This is a genomic window from Pseudonocardia bannensis (assembly GCF_012911875.1).
Classification (GTDB): Bacteria; Actinomycetota; Actinomycetes; order Mycobacteriales; family Pseudonocardiaceae; genus Pseudonocardia; species Pseudonocardia bannensis.
In genome coordinates this window covers 1-14641 of the sequence record NZ_JAAXKZ010000146.1, presented here as the reverse complement: position 1 = coordinate 14641, position 14641 = coordinate 1, and the positions used below count along the sequence as shown (strand labels likewise).

Here is a 14641-nt window from a genome sequence, read left to right as displayed (position 1 = left end):
AAACGACACACCCACGCAGTCCTCGCCCTCGCCCGACGGCGAGTCAACGTGCTCTGGGCGATGCTGCGCGACCAACGCCCCTACCAGGCCGCCCCGGTCACGACTTGACAAGATCATTGGGAAGCCGCTTCACCTCCGGGACCGCCACGCCAGCAAGATCACGACCTACTGCTGGAGCAACAGAGCCACTCAATCTGCCAGCGGCGGCGTTCGACGCTGCATCCAGCAGCGGCGGCTGACCACAGCGGGCGGACCGGTCGCGCGTGCGGGGGTCAGGCCGGGCGCCGCGCAGCTAGCAGCACCTGCGGGCGCAGCGACGGCGGCTGCGCCGGCAGTCGCAGCTCGGCGACCACCTCGAGTCCGGCGTCGACCAGCATCCCGGCCAGCTTCTCGGGGCGGTACAGGTGGGTCGTCCAGGACACCGGCAGGCCGCCGTACCCCTCGGTCCGGGGGACGTCGCCGTCGCCGACGTGCGTGCCGACCAGCGCCTGACCGCCGGGCACGAGCGCCTCGGCGAAGGTCCGCAGCACGCCGGGCAGCGCCGCCCGCGGGAGGTTGAACAGCGACCACCAGCCGAGCACGCCGCCGAGCGAGGCCGGCGCGAGGTCGAGCTCGGTCGCCGAGGCGACGGAGAACCGCAGGTCGGGGTACTGCCGGCGGGCGTGCTCGACCATCCGCGGCGACAGGTCGACGCCCGAGGCGTCCAGACCGAGCTCGGTGAGGTGCGCGGTGACGGTGCCGGGGCCGCAGCCGACGTCCAGGACCGGGCCGAGCCCGCGGACGGACTCGGCGAACGCGGCGAGCACGGCCCGTAGCCAGGGCTCCGCCTCCAACCGGCCCACGGCGAGCTCCACATAGGCATCGGCGACCCGGTCGTAGGACTCGCGGACCGTCTCGAGGTCGGAGGGCTGCTGCACGGAGGCACCCTACGCACGGCGTGTGACAGCACGGCCGAGCACCAGGGTGAGCGGATCGGCACATCGGGCTGAGGACGATTTGGGAACCCGCCGGGCCGATCCCGCTGGCCTGCAACTCGATCCGCTGGGCTCATCAACCGGCTGACCACCACACCGGCCCGCTCCCTGACCAGCGTCCTGCGATGGAGTCTCTGGCGACGCCGACACCAACACCGCGCCCGCACCAGCCCCGACCAGCGCCAAAGGCAGCTCTGGAAGGGCCATAACGATCTACGGCCGGAGAACTAGGGCCCACCACACGCCCGCGAGTCACACGCCCTCCTCGGTTGCGGGGTTGTTCAGCCGCCTCTGAGCGCACCGGGTGATGGCGTCGCTCGTCGGACACTCCCGTCGGTGCCGGGTGGGGGCGCGCTGGGGACCTCGCGCGAGGACGTAGACGAACAGGACCGCCATGACGGCGACCCCTGCCCACATGGCTTGTTGCCAGCCGTCGACGAAGGACTCCTGGGCGGCTGTGGTCAGCGCCTGCGAGCCGGATTCGTGGGCGGCTGCGAGGGCGTTGGCGATGCCTTCGCGGGCGGTGTCGGCGGCGTCGTCGGGGACTCCGTCGAGTCGGGAGTCGATGGCACTGCGGTAGCCGGCGGACAGGACCGCTCCGAGCAGTGCGATGCCGAGCGCGGTGCCGAACTCCCTGGTGACGTCGTTGAGGGCGGACGCGACACCTTGACGCGCACGTGGCAGGGCGGTGGTGATGGCCTCGGTGGAGGGTGTCATCGTCAAGCCCATACCGAGTCCCATCGCGAGCATGCCGGGCAGTACCGCGAGGTAGCCGCCGTCGACGGAGACAAGGGCGGCCATGAGGGCGAGTCCCGCGCCCCCCAGGAGGGCCCCGGACGCCATCGTCGAGCGGCCCCCGATGCGCGCGGCCACCCGTGGGGCGAGGCCGGAGGCGAACATCATCAGCAGCGCCATCGGCATGAGCGCCAGGGTGGAGTTGAGGCCGGACCCGCCGAGCACCGCCTGGAAGTACGGGAAGACGACCACGAAGACCCCCGCCTGCACGCCGAAGAACGCCAGGCTCGCCACGGAGCCGCTGGCGAGCCCTCGCTCGCGGAACAGGCGGACGTCGAGCAGTGGAGCCCGCCGGCGCAGTTCCCACGCCACGAAGCCGATGGCAGCGATGACGCCGACGAGGAGACCCAGGAGCGTCACCGGCGCGGTCCACCCTCGTCCCGGACCCTCGTGCAGAACGAAGACGAGCGCGATCACGGCGATCACGGACAGCAGCGAACCGCTGGTGTCGAACCCGTGCTCGGACTCTTCGCGCGAGTTCGGGACGGATCGCAGCGTCATGCCGATGGCCACGACGACGAGCGCGACCGGGAGGACGAAGAGCCATCGCCAGCTCGCGAGGTCGACCAGGACGGCAGACAGGTACATCCCCAGCAGGCCCCCACCGCCGGCGACGGCGGTCCACACGCCGATCGCGCGGGAGCGCTCCTCGTCCGGGAAGTCGAGGTGATGACCGCGAGGGTGACCGGCATGATCATCGCACCGCCACGCCGCTCAGAAGGCGTGCTGCGAGCATGACCTCGGTCGACGTGGCGAGCCCCGCCGCGACGCTGGCAACTCCGAAAAGGATCAGGCCTGCGAGCAGCACCGGTCTGCGGCCCCCTCGATCGCCGACCGCGCCGAGCGGCAGCAGTAGTGCGGCGAGGGTGATCGGGTAGATGTTGATGATCCACAGGACGGTGCTCTGTGAGGCGTCGAGCGCGAGGGCGAGCTGCGGCTGGGCGACATTCAACCCGTTTACAGAGGCGATGACCGCCATGAGGGCGATGCATGCCGCGATCAGGATCGCCCGATGCCAGCGCGGATCATTGATCGTCGGGTCGGCGACGTCGACCTGCGGAGGCGGGTTCGTACTCATTGTTCCCTCTCGCATGCGCATGGGGCGGCAGCACCGGAGCACGGAAGCCCGGCGCGGGCGGGATGACGTGATCAGGGTTGTCGGGTGCCGGGACGGCACCCCGGCGACTCAGGCGGCGGTGTCGCCACGGGGTGAGGCGACGAGGGCCGCGTCGGTGTCCGCGGTGGCCAGGTCGGCGTTGATGTGTGCGCCGGCCAGGGCGCCCGCCGCGGCGGCCGCGCCGACCTGGGCGGTCAGGTCGGTGGCGTTGCCTGCCACCCAGACGCCCGGGACCGAGGTGGTGCCTGCGGGGCCGGTGACGAAGCGGCGGCCCATGCCGTGGGGCAGGTCCTCCAGCGGCAGGCCCAGGGCGGCCAGGCCGTCGGTGCGAGCGAGCATGGTGGTGGCCACCGCGATGACGCGGCGGGGCACGATCTGCCCGTCGGACAGCCGAACGCCCGAGACGGCGTCCTCGGTGGACTCGATCTCCACCACCGGGGTGTCCACCACGCGGATGCCGCGCGCGGCGAACCGAGCCCGGGTGTCGTCGTCCAGGTCGGTGCCGCGGGTGAAGTACACCAGGTCCGCGGTCAGTTGCCGGAACAACAGGGCATGGTGGACGGAGGCCGGACCCACGGCCAGTACGCCGATGGGCTCGTCGCGCACCTCCCAGCCGTGGCAGTACGGGCAGTGCACCACGCCGTGCCCCCAGTGCCGCGCCAGGCCGGGGACGTCGGGCAGTTGGTCGCGCAGTCCGGTCGCGACCAGCAGCCGACGAGCTTGCAGGGTGCTGCCATCGGCGAGGGTGACGGTGAAGCGGGGGTCGCCCTCCGGTGAGGGGGCGGCAGGGCCGGCGGAGGTCACCTCGCCGGCCACGATCCGTCCGCCGTAGCTGCGCACCTCCTCACGGCCGGTGCGCAGCAGCTCGGCGGGCGGGGTGCCCTCTGCGCCGAGCAGGCCGTGCACGCCCTCGGCGGGTGCGTTGCGGGGAGCGCCGCTGTCGATCACGACGACCGAGCGGCGGGAGCGAACCAGCATCAGGGCGCCGTTCAGCCCGGCGGCACCGCCGCCGATCACGGCGGCGTCGACGGGCGTACCGGGCAGTTCGTCGCTCTCGAACCCGGTGGTCATGGTGGGGGGCATGGGTGTGGCCTCTCCTCGCATCCGGCGGACCCGGGTCGGGCCCTTCGGACGACGACGCTACGCACGCCATGCGCCATTGGCATACTGTCTTGCGCATGAAGCAAGACGATGGTGATCTCGACAGCCTCGTACGCAAACGGCTCCGCGCCCTACGGGTGGCGCAGGGCTGGTCCCTGGACGCTCTGGCCGCCCGCGCCCAGCTCAGCCCGTCCACGCTCAGCCGGATCGAGACCGGACAGCGACGCCTCGCTCTGGACCAGCTCGTCACCCTCTCCCGCGCGCTGGACACCTCTCTCGACCAACTGGTCGAGACAACCACCGAGGACGTCGTCAGCAACCCGGTCCATGACGCAGCCCACCAGACAATGCGCTGGACCGTGCGCGCGGATCCCGACATCACCGTCGTCCGGCAACGCATGGTGGACCCGCCCCCGGACAACCCCTCGCGCATGCGCGCCCACCCGGGCCGGGAATGGCTGGTCGTCCTCTCCGGCACCGTGACCCTGCTACTCGGGAACCGCCGCCTGCGTGTCGAGACCAACCAGGCCGCGGAATTCCCCACGATGCTCCCGCACGCCATCGGCACCGCCGGCGGACCGGCCGAGATCCTGGGGATCTTCGACCGCGACGCCCGCCGCGGTCACCAGGACCGCGACGAGCCCTCCGCGGCGGACCACCCGACGCGGTGATCCGGACGGCCCCGGCGCTCCTGAGGCATGGGAGAGTTCGCCGGTGCTGATCGAGGTGACATCGTGACCGCGGCGTTCGACCGAGGCTTCTGGGAGGAACGCTGGTCGCAAGCCCTGCGCGCGCATGGCGACGCCGTCGCGAAGCGCCCGCCGAACACCCATCTGACCGAGGCGGCCGGGAACCTGGGTCCCGGTATCGCCCTCGACGCGGGCTGTGGTCACGGGTCCGACACGCTCTGGCTCGCCGCGCGCGGATGGCAGGTCACCGCGGTCGACTTCTCCGCGACCGCCCTGGCTCATGCCCGGTCGACGGCCGCGACCATCGGGGCGGACGTCGCCGAGCGCATCGACTGGGTCGAGGGCGATCTCGCGACCTGGACCCCGCAGCCTGGCCACTACGACCTCGTCGCCTGCCTGTACGTCCACGTGGCGGGGTCGGTGGAGGAGATGGTGGAACGGATGGCGACGGGGGTCGCGCCCGGCGGGACCCTGTTCCTGGTCGGTCACCGCCCGATCGACCCGGCCACCGGAGCCGCAACTCCCGCGGCCGGTCAGGTTCAGGTCTCCGTCGACGAGGCGGTCGCTGCGCTCGATCCCGCCCGCTGGGAGTTCGTCGTCGCCGAGGACCGCCCGCGCGCTACGGCCGGCACCGGCGTCGACGCCGTCATCTGCGCGCGACGCCTCTCCTGACGTCGCGGCCCGATCATCGTCTTTCAGCACAGGAGGCGCTTCGACCTCGGTACGCTGCGGCAGTTCATGTCCGCGGCGGTCGGTGGCCACGACGTCGGTAGTGGCATGTGCGTGCCTGGTGTTGGCGGCGTCGTCGCCAGATCGACCAGTTGATCGTGCTGGTGACGCAGGCGATCGGGGCGAGGGCCAGGCTGGCGAGCAGGCGCCGGATCTCGTTGCTGCTCAACGGATCAGCCCGTCGCGGCCGGCTGTAGATCCCCCTTGTGATCCCGGGCGTGCTCTCCGGTGCGGGTCGCGGCAAGGTAGGCGGCGGCGAGCGCGGCAAAGCCGACGTGGGCGTACCACGCCCGGATCGACGAGACCAGCGCCGAGATCGGGATACCGGTGGACGAAGAAGGCTGTCAGCCGTCGGCGAACAGCTTGCCCGCACACCCCCAGTCCTCCTTGTCGACGTCGGTGAAGATGATGCCCACCGAGTCCGGCTCGCACTTCCCGATGCGGCAGATCTCCCGGGTCAGCACCTCGACCGATTCCCGCTTCTGTTCCACCGTGCGGCCGGGGAACCAGTCGATTCGAACGAAGGGCATGGCGGTTCCTCTCTAGCTGAACAGATCGGCGACGCGTCGGGCGCGCTTGCGGTAGGCGCCACGCGCGTCGAGGGCCTCGTCGAGGCCGACGGCGACGAATCGGGTACGGGTGTTGGGCGCGGACTGGGCGACGATGTCGAGATCACCGCTGATCACCGTTGCGATCACCATGTAGCCCCCACCGGACACGGCGTCGCGGTGCAGGATGATCGGCTGGTTTCGCGGTGGTGGCGACGATCGCCCATGCCAGCCTCTGGAAGGTCGGTCAGCTCCGCCCGGGCCGCGACACGGTGCGACTACGAGAGATCGACCTGGCCGAAGCAGAAGCGCTGGCCGCACACACCGAGTTCATCCTCGATCCGCGTCATCTCGAACACGTCTGAGCGCGGTCGAGTCGATCAAGACGGGTGCCACCGGGACTGCTCGGGTCCTCCCGCCCGGGAGCGCTTCGCCGTCCTCAAGCACTGTGCTCAGTAGCATTCCGCTGGTGCAGAGTCCGAGCGAACTGGTGGCCGGCAACGTCCGCCGGTTGCGCGAGGAGCGCAACATGAGCATGTCGGAGTTGGCGCGGCGGGCCGGGCTGGCCAAGGGCACGCTGGCCCGGCTGGAGTTGGGCGCCGCCAACCCGACCGTTGACACCCTGTATGCGATCGCCCGTGCACTCGAGGTGCCGGCCGGCAAGCTGATCAGCGAGGGCGGCCTTCCGGTGCTGGTGGACCGGCGGGAGGCCGCGCCCTGGGTGCTGGATGCGCGCAGCGGCAGCCGGGTCCGGCCGCTGGGCAAGGTCTACGGCTCCGGGCTGGTCGAGGTTGGGCTGCTCGAGCTCGCCGGGCATGTCCGGTCGTCCGGGCCGCACCCGCCCGGCACGCTTGAGCACGTCTACGTGGTGGCGGGCCGGGTCCGGGTCGGGCCGCTGGACGACCTTCGCGAGCTGGCCGCGGGCGACTCCATGCGGTTCTCCGGCGACCGCCGACACCAGTATGAGCCGGTGGAGGGCCGATGCCTCCTGCACATCCTGGTCACCGTCCCCACCGCCCCGGAGGACAGCTCGGTCGGCGGCGGCCCGGCACGGGGCTGATCTCCGCCCTTGTCAGTGACGACGATCACTGACTAACGCGTGAGACGCGCGACTCGTAAAAGAGACGCTCAGCCGTCCGTCCCTCAGCGTCCCTCATGCCCGCCGGGGAGGGGTTCTGGTGCTACCCGCCCTGTCGTCCGCCCGTCAGAGGGAGCTGCACCGTGGGTGAGCGGGTCTGTTCCTGGATCGACTACCACGCCGCCCGCACACCGGAGCGGACCGCCCTGGTCGACCTGGCCACCGGGCGCCGCTTCTCCTACGCCGACCTCGCCGGGCGTGTGAAGGCGCTGGCCTACCATCTGGCCGACGCCCGCGGGATCGGCCCCGGCGACCGGGTCGCAGCGCTCACGCGCAACTCCAGCAACGTCTTCGAGATCCAGTACGCCTGCGCCCTGATCGGCGCGATCTTCGTCCCGCTGAACTGGCGGCTCACCGTGTCCGAGATCGTCGCGGTCTGCCGCGACGCCCGGCCGGCCGTGCTGCTCCACGAGTCGGCCGTCGCGGCCGCCGCCGCGGCCGTCTCCGCCGAATGCGGGCAGTTCCCCTGCCTGCGCTGGGCGAGCGAGGCCGGGGAGGACGACGAGTACGAGGCGGCTCTGGGCCGGCCGGCGCCGGCCGGCTGGGCGCCCACGCCGCCGGACGAGGACGACCCGTGGACGATCATCTACACGTCCGGCACCACGGGGCTGCCCAAGGGCGTGGTCCGCACCCACCGCAACGAGCGCGCGACCATCCTCGGCACCATCGCCGCCGGCGAGGTGACCGCCTCGTCGGTCTGCCTCACGGTGCTACCCACCTTCCACGTCGCCGGACTCGACCTGTTCGCCAACCCCGCGCTGTTCCTCGGCGGGACGGTGCTGGTGATGCGCACCTTCGAGCCGCGCCAGGCACTGCAGCTGCTCACCGACCCGGCCGCCGGAGTCACCCACCTGTGCGGGGTGCCGGCCAACTACCAGTTCATGAGCCAGCTGCCGGAGTTCGCCGACGCGCCGCTGCGCCCGTTCTTCGGCGCGGTCGGCGGCTCGCCGGTCCCGGCCGCGCTGCTGGAGCTGTGGGCCGGGCGGGGGGTGGACCTCACCACGGTCTTCGGCATCACCGAGGCCGGATCCACCGTGATCACCACGGCGCCCGGGCCCGGCCTGAAGGCCCCCCGGGGCGCGGTCGGCATTCCGGTGATGCACGCGGAGGTCCGCATCGTCGACGCCGACGGCGTGCCGCAACCGGCGGGGCGGATCGGCGAGCTGTGCGTGCGCGGCCCTGCGGTCACCCCCGGTTACTGGCAGCGCCCCGACCTGACCGCTCAGGCAATCGACGGCGACGGATGGCTGGCCACCGGGGATGCCGCGTACCGCGACGAGGACGGCGTGGTGGTGCTGGTCGACCGGTGGAAGGACATGTACATCAGCGGCGGGGAGAACGTGTATCCGGCCGAGGTCGAGAACGCGCTCTACCAGCATCCGGCGGTGGCCCAGGCCGCCGTGATCGGGGTGCCACACGAGCGCTGGGGGGAGACGGGCGCCGCGTTCGTCGTGCTCGACCGGGAGCGCACGGCCACGGCCGAAGAGCTGACCGGGTGGTGCCGGGAGCGGGTGGCCGCGTTCAAGGTGCCCGGCGTGGTGCACCTCGTCGACGAGCTACCTCGCAACGCCACCGGGAAGATCCTCAAGAACGCCCTGCGTGCGCTCGCCACCGGCGCCTCCAGCTGACCCGCCCGCCGATCCCCGAAGGAGCGTGACGATGCCCCCGAGAGTGCCGTCCCTGGACGAGCTCGCCCGGCTCGCCGACCGTCACCACCTCAGCCTCGAGCCCGACGACCTGCGGGAATTCCAGGAGCTGATGGCCGGCCCACTGGCGTCCTACGCCCGGCTCGATGAGATCAGCGAGCCGGAGCCGGAGCCGGCCTACCCCCGTTCGCCGGGGCGCCGGCCGGAGCCGGCGGAGAACCCCTACGGCGCGTGGTCCTGGAAGACCGACATCCGGGGCGCGGCGACCGGCCCGCTGGCCGGCCGGCGCGTCGTGATCAAGGACAACGTCTGCGTGGCCGGCGTCCCGATGATGAACGGCACCCGGGCGCTCGAGGATTACGTACCCGACGTCGACGCCACCGTGGTGACCCGCATCCTCGATGCCGGCGGCGAGATCGTCGGTAAGTCGGTGTGCGAGTGCCTGTGCTTCTCCGGCGGCAGCCACACCGCCTACACCGGCCCGACCCGCAACCCGCACGACCCGTCCCGGTCCTCCGGCGGCTCGTCCAGCGGCAGCGCGGTGCTGGTTGCGCTCGGCGAGGCGGACCTGGCGATCGGCGGGGACCAGGGCGGCTCGATCCGGATGCCCAGCAGCTGGACCGGGATCTGCGGGCACAAGCCGACCTGGGGACTGGTGCCCTACACCGGGGTGTTTCCGGTCGAGATGACCCTGGACCACGTCGGCCCGATGGCCCGCACCGTCGCCGACCTGGCCGTGCTGCTCGACGTGATCGCCGGCCCGGACGGGCTGGACCCCCGCCAGCAGTACGACCTGCGCACCGCCCCCTACGCCGCCGGTCTGGACCACGGGGTCGCCGGCCTGCGGGTCGGGCTGGTGCGCGAAGGGTTCGACTGGCCCGGGCTGTCCGAACCCGACGTCGACGCCGCCGTGCGCGCGGCCGCCGAGCGATTCACCGAGCTGGGCGCCACGGTGCGGGAGGTGAGCATCCCGTGGCACCGCGACGGCGTGCACCTCTGCCTGGCCATCGTCATGGAGGGCGGCGAGTCCGTGATGCTCGGCCAGCACGCCATGGGCTCGAACTGGAAGGGCCGCTACCTCCCGGGCCTGGCAGAGGCGTTCGGGCAGGGCGTCCGCAAGCACGCCGACGACCTCTCCGACACCGCCAAGCTGCTCGCGTTGACCGGGACCTTCATGCGCGAGGAGTACCACGGCAGCTACTACGGTCGGGCGCAGAACCTCAGCCGCTCGCTACGCGCCGCCTACGACGCCGCGCTGGCCGACCTCGACGTGCTGGTCATGCCGACCCAGCCGCTGAAGGCCACCGAGATCCCGCCGGCGGACGCACCGCGCGGCGTGCAGGTCGCCCGCGCCCTGGAGATGATCGTCAACACCTGCCCGATGGACGTCACCGGACATCCCGCGCTCAGCCTGCCGATCGGCACCTCGAACGGCCTGCCGGTCGGCATGATGATCGTGGGCCGCCGCTGGGAGGACGCCGAGGTGCTGCGCGCCGGGCACGCCTGGCAGACCGCCTTCGGTGCCGACGCGGCGCCGCTGCCGCCCCGCTGAGCTTCCTCACCATCCGACACCGCTTCTCTTCAACGGCGAAAGGACAGCAGATGAACGGGGTGCACGACCTCGGCGGCACCGACGGTCTGGGACCGATCGACCCGAAGGACGATGAACCGGCCTTCCGCTCCGACTGGGAGAAGGCGGTGTTCACCATGCTGCCGGCGACGCTGGCCCGCGGGTTCTACAACCTCGACCAGATCCGGTTCGGCCTGGAGCAGATGCCGCCCGGCGACTACCTGACCTCCCGGTACTTCGAACACTGGCTGTACACGATCGAGAGCAACTGCATCCGCACCGGTGTCATCGACCCGGACGAGCTGGACCAGCGGACCCGGCACTACCGGCTCAATCCCGACGCGGCGCTGCCCGAGGGGGGCGACGCGGCGGTCGCCACGCTGGTCGAGACGGTGTGCCGGATGGGCGCCTCGGCCCGGCGCGAGATCGAGGGCGCCCCGCGGTTCAGCGTCGGCACCCGGGTCCGGGTCGCCGCCGACCACCCGTACGGCCACACCCGCCGGGCCCGCTACATCCGTGGCAAGACCGGCGTGATCGACCTGGTGCACGACGCGTTCGTCTACCCCGACGCCGCGGGGAACGGCCTGGGCGAGGACCCGGCGTTCGTCTACACCGTCCGCTTCGACGCCGCCGAGCTGTGGGGCCCCGAGACGGCCGCCCCGAACAGCTCGGTCTGCTTCGACGTGTGGGAGCCCTACATCCAGGCCGTCTGATCGGCCCCGTTCAGGAGGAACAGCCCGATGACGAGTATCCAGATCCCGTCGCGCATCGCGGGCCCCTACCCGCGGTCCGAAGAGGACATCGCGGCCAGGGTGAAGGCCCTGGAAGCCCTGATGATCGAGAAGGGCATCCTCACCACCGAGGCCGTCGACCGCGTGTCGGCGATCTACGAGAACGAGGTCGGCCCGCAGATCGGCGCCCGGATCGTGGCGAAGGCCTGGACCGACCCCGAGTTCAAGCAGCGCCTCCTTGCCGACGCCACCGCCGCCTGCCGTGAGCTCGGCGCCGGCGGTCTTCAGGGCGAGGACATGCTCGTGGTCGAGAACACCGACACCGTCCGCCACGTCGTGGTGTGCACGCTGTGCTCGTGCTACCCGTGGCCGGTGCTCGGCCTGCCGCCGAACTGGTACAAGTACCCCGCGTACCGCTCGCGGATGGTCCGCGAGCCGCGCGTCGTGCTGCGCGAGGAGTTCGGGCTGGACGTGCCGGACAGCGTCGAGATCCGGGTGTGGGACAGCAGCTCGGAGCTGCGCTACTGGGTGCTGCCGCAGCGGCCGGCCGGCACCGACGCGCTCGGCGAGGAGGAGTTGGCGCGCCTGGTCACGCGCAACTCGATGATCGGCGTCGGCGACCCGGACCGGCCGGCGAGCTAGCGGCCCCTCGGGGCGGCCTGCCCGCGGCCGCCCCGGGCAGGAACAGACCAGGTTGCCGTCACCGTGTTGGCCGTCCGCCCGGCGGGGAAGACGGCCTGCTCCCGGGTGCAAGCGCGGTCCCGGTCGCCGAGCAGGGCGTCGACGGTGTGCGGGGCACCGCGCAGGGGGCCGGACTCGTCGGTCCAGGTCCGGCCGCCACCGCGTCGATCTCCGCGCGGATGGCGACCATATTGTCCACGACTCCGAACAGCCGCGATACGCGTCGATGACGCGTCGTTCGGAGGCGGAGCTGACCCCGCAGATCCGATGAGGTGTCAGCCGGGTCCGCCGGTGGGTAGTCCACTCGCATGACGTCGGAGCGCCCGGGCACTACGACGTCACAGGTCTCGCCGGTTTAGCCCAGGAGCCGGCGGGACCGACCGAGCACGGACCTGCGGCCGACGGGATGGATCACCCACGTCGTGTCGATGGGGGCGCCGGTCCGCCGGGAGTCAGTGCCACCGGGGGACAGGTCTGCCCGCCATGGGTTCCGGGTCGGACCGCGATCTGTGTACCCCCAGGTCTGGTACCCCGCGCCCCGGGGCACGGCCGTGCCGCCGATCGGCACGGCACCTGCCTGCTGCAGGCAGCGGGTGTGCTGCGAGGCCAGCCCGCGGACCCCCTTGGCCGCGATCGGCAGCCCGGCCAACGGCCCGTGAGGGCTGCCCGGGGCGGCCGCGATGTCAGTGACGAAGGCGCGCAGCCAGGAATCCAGCCGACGGGCGCGGTCGACGGCCTCGTGGATCTCTGACGTGATCATGCGTGGGCTGGAGGTGCCGACGGCGCGCCAAGGGGGCGCCGTGTTTCCACCAGGTCACCGCAGCCGGCGTGACCGGCCGTCGGAGAGGCTCCAGCACCGAGGCCGCGCACGACGGCGACCCGCACGAACACCGAGCTACGCCTAGAAGAGGTGGTTCTTGCCGCCGAAGACTTCGCTGACGGAGTCGTCGGTGAAGATTCGGTGGATGGAGTCGGCGAGTAGTGGGGCGCAGGATACGACGTCGATGGTGGGTGGGGCGCCGGGGCGCAGTGGGATGGTGTCGGTGACGACGATGCGTTCGAACGGGGAGGCTGCGAGGTTGTCGTAGGCCCGGCCGCTGAACACGGGGTGGGTGGCGGCGGCGAACACGCGCCGGGCTCCGGCCCGGGCGACTGCTTCGCCGGCGGCGCGTAGCGTGCCCGCGGTGTCGATGATGTCGTCGACGATGATCGCGGTTTTGCCGCGGACGTCGCCGATCACCTGGTTGATCTCGGCGACCTGTTGGGCGGGTCGTTCCTTGTCCAGGATGGCCAGTCCGGCGCCCATGCGGGTGGCGAACTGTTTGTTCAGTTTGACCCGGCCGGCGTCCGGGGCGACGACGACCAGGTCGTCGTCGAGGCCGGCGAAGTGGTCGGCGAGCATCATCAGTGCGGTCATGTGGTCGACCGGGATTCCGAAGAACCCTTGCAGCTGGCCTGCGTGCAGGTCCATGGTCAGCACTCGGTCCACGCCGACCGCTTCGAGGGTGCGGGCGACCATCCGGGCCGAGATCGGCTCGCGGGGGGCGGATTTCTTGTCCTGTCGGGAGTAGCCGTACCAGGGGGTCACCGCGATCACCCGGTGGGCGCTGGCGCCGACCGCCGCGTCGACCATGACCAGTAGCTCGAGCAGTGCGTCGTTGGCGTTGATCCCGGTCTCGGGGTTGGCGCACATGGGTTGGACGAGGAAGACGTCCGCGCCGCGGATGGACTCGTCGAACCGGCAGTAGACCTCGTCGTTGGAGAAGGTCTTGAGCGTGATCGGGCCGAGGTCGACTCCGAGCTGGTGGGCGATCTCCTGGGCCAGCACGGGATTCGCCCGGCCGGAGAACAGCATCAGCCGCTTGTCGTAGCCCCGCTGGAGCGACGCCGTCATGGATCCTCCCTTTCGTGGAGGTAGTGGAAGAACCGCGGGTGATCAGCCCGTGGGCGCGCCCTGGGTGATCGCGTCGTCGATTGCTCGGGCGTGGGGCATGCCGGCGCGTGCCCCGACCGTGCCGACCGACAGCGAGGCTGCGGCCACGCCGCGGGCCGCGGCGTCGGGCACGGTGGCGGCGGCGGCCAGCGCGGCGGCGAGCACCCCGTTGAAGGTGTCGCCGGCGCCGGTGGTGTCGCGGACGTCCGCGGGCGGGGCGGGCAGCGGCGTCGGCCCCTGCGCGGGGTCGATGACCAGCACGCCGTCGCCGCCGAGGGTCACCACGACGGGGGCGCCCGTGCGGTCGGCCACCGCGGCCGCCATCTCCGGTACCGATGCGGCGGTGTTCTCGCCCGGATCGTTCGTGCCGGGGTCGAGCAGTGCGTACAGGTCGCGCAGCTCGGAGCGGTTGGGGGTGACGACCGGGCCGAGCCCGAGCAGGTCCACCAGCCCGGGGGCGACCGGGGCCGGGTTGAGCACGCACGCCAGCCCGTGGGCCAGCGCGGTCTGCACCGCGGCGGCCACCGCGTCCGCCGGGATCTCGGTGCTGACCAGCACGCAGCCGGCCCAGTCCGCCGAGCGCGCCACGGCCGTGCGCACCGCCGCCGGGTCCACGGCGGCGTTCGCCCCGGCCCCCACGGCGATCTGGTTCTCCCCCTGCCCGTCCACGACGATCAGGGCGGCGCCGGTGGCCACGCCCTCGAGCACCGCCACGTCGGTGACGTCGATCCCCTCCGCGCGCAGCTCCGCCAGCGCACCGGTCCCGGTGTCGTCGGCGCCGACGGCGCCGCAGTAGCGGACCTCGGCGCCGGCCCGGGCCGCGGCGACCGCCGCGTTCGCGCCCTTCCCGCCTCCGTGCCGCTCGACGCCGGGACCGACCACGGTCTCCCCCGGCCCCGGCAGCCGGTCGGTCTGCACCACCAGGTCGACGTTGACCGCGCCGACCACCACCACCCGCGGCCTCATGCCACCACCAACGCCGGACACAC

Annotated in this window: 17 protein-coding genes; 8 read left to right on the top strand and 9 right to left on the bottom strand. The window is 72.1% G+C overall.

The features are described 5' to 3' along the window. Positions 1-272: 272 nt before the first annotated feature. The 4 genes from HF519_RS26230 to HF519_RS26220 all read right to left on the bottom strand — a co-directional run bounded on the left by HF519_RS26230 (position 273) and on the right by HF519_RS26220 (position 3969). A complete protein-coding gene (locus HF519_RS26230) occupies positions 273-917 on the bottom strand; it encodes a class I SAM-dependent methyltransferase (RefSeq protein ID WP_169415666.1) in 645 nt (214 codons plus the stop codon). 309 nt (positions 918-1226) lie between these two features. Continuing rightward, entirely contained in the window at positions 1227-2396 is a 1170-nt protein-coding gene (locus HF519_RS26225; protein ID WP_312860362.1) for an MFS transporter, read from the bottom strand. Between the two features lie 67 nt (positions 2397-2463). Further along, a complete protein-coding gene (locus HF519_RS32580) occupies positions 2464-2847 on the bottom strand; it encodes an MFS transporter (RefSeq protein ID WP_281358653.1) in 384 nt (127 codons plus the stop codon). Between the two features lie 108 nt (positions 2848-2955). Beyond that, positions 2956-3969 (bottom strand): NAD(P)/FAD-dependent oxidoreductase, encoded by a 1014-nt coding sequence (locus HF519_RS26220; protein WP_246245212.1) that lies wholly within the window; start codon positions 3967-3969, stop codon positions 2956-2958. A gap of 95 nt (positions 3970-4064) precedes the next feature. On the opposite strand from HF519_RS26220, the gene HF519_RS26215 reads away from it, so the two are divergent. Together HF519_RS26215 and HF519_RS26210 are read left to right on the top strand one after the other, a co-directional pair. After that, positions 4065-4658 (top strand): helix-turn-helix domain-containing protein, encoded by a 594-nt coding sequence (locus tag HF519_RS26215; RefSeq protein ID WP_169415665.1) that lies wholly within the window; start codon positions 4065-4067, stop codon positions 4656-4658. Between the two features lie 63 nt (positions 4659-4721). Beyond that, positions 4722-5348 (top strand): class I SAM-dependent methyltransferase, encoded by a 627-nt coding sequence (locus tag HF519_RS26210; RefSeq protein ID WP_169415664.1) that lies wholly within the window; start codon positions 4722-4724, stop codon positions 5346-5348. 401 nt (positions 5349-5749) lie between these two features. On the opposite strand, the gene HF519_RS26205 is transcribed toward HF519_RS26210, so the two are convergent. Further along, positions 5750-5935, bottom strand: a complete 186-nt coding sequence (locus HF519_RS26205) for a tautomerase family protein (protein ID WP_169415663.1) — start codon at positions 5933-5935, stop codon at positions 5750-5752. 12 nt (positions 5936-5947) lie between these two features. Beyond that, the gene (locus HF519_RS31855) at positions 5948-6106 is read right to left on the bottom strand and encodes a hypothetical protein (RefSeq protein ID WP_246245209.1); all 159 of its coding nucleotides are present in this window, start codon (positions 6104-6106) and stop codon (positions 5948-5950) included. A gap of 53 nt (positions 6107-6159) precedes the next feature. On the opposite strand from HF519_RS31855, the gene HF519_RS33075 reads away from it, so the two are divergent. The 6 genes from HF519_RS33075 to nthA all read left to right on the top strand — a co-directional run bounded on the left by HF519_RS33075 (position 6160) and on the right by nthA (position 11680). After that, the gene (locus tag HF519_RS33075; RefSeq protein WP_246245207.1) at positions 6160-6318 is read left to right on the top strand and encodes a hypothetical protein; all 159 of its coding nucleotides are present in this window, start codon (positions 6160-6162) and stop codon (positions 6316-6318) included. A gap of 104 nt (positions 6319-6422) precedes the next feature. Further along, positions 6423-7013, top strand: a complete 591-nt coding sequence (locus HF519_RS32575; protein WP_169415662.1) for a helix-turn-helix domain-containing protein — start codon at positions 6423-6425, stop codon at positions 7011-7013. A 161-nt stretch (positions 7014-7174) separates the two neighbouring features. Further along, positions 7175-8719, top strand: coding sequence for an AMP-binding protein (locus HF519_RS26190; protein WP_211170605.1), 1545 nt, complete (start codon positions 7175-7177; stop codon positions 8717-8719). A 31-nt stretch (positions 8720-8750) separates the two neighbouring features. Continuing rightward, positions 8751-10289, top strand: a complete 1539-nt coding sequence (locus tag HF519_RS26185; RefSeq protein ID WP_169415660.1) for an amidase — start codon at positions 8751-8753, stop codon at positions 10287-10289. Positions 10290-10339: 50 nt separating this feature from the next. Continuing rightward, a complete protein-coding gene (gene nthB / locus HF519_RS26180) occupies positions 10340-11020 on the top strand; it encodes a nitrile hydratase subunit beta (protein ID WP_169415659.1) in 681 nt (226 codons plus the stop codon). 27 nt (positions 11021-11047) lie between these two features. Then, positions 11048-11680 (top strand): nitrile hydratase subunit alpha, encoded by a 633-nt coding sequence (gene nthA, locus HF519_RS26175; protein WP_169415658.1) that lies wholly within the window; start codon positions 11048-11050, stop codon positions 11678-11680. Between the two features lie 394 nt (positions 11681-12074). Here nthA and HF519_RS26170 read toward each other — a convergent pair whose 3' ends face one another. From HF519_RS26170 to HF519_RS26160, 3 genes are all read right to left on the bottom strand, one after another. Then, positions 12075-12479 carry an amidase family protein gene (locus HF519_RS26170; RefSeq protein WP_169415657.1) on the bottom strand — a complete coding sequence of 135 codons (405 nt, stop codon included), beginning with the start codon at positions 12477-12479 and terminating at the stop codon, positions 12075-12077. A 141-nt stretch (positions 12480-12620) separates the two neighbouring features. Next, positions 12621-13613: a ribose-phosphate diphosphokinase gene (locus HF519_RS26165; protein ID WP_169415656.1), complete on the bottom strand. Its 993-nt coding sequence runs from the start codon at positions 13611-13613 to the stop codon at positions 12621-12623. Between the two features lie 42 nt (positions 13614-13655). Then, a partial coding sequence (locus tag HF519_RS26160) for a PfkB family carbohydrate kinase (RefSeq protein WP_312860361.1) occupies positions 13656-14641 on the bottom strand: 986 nt, incomplete at its 5' end.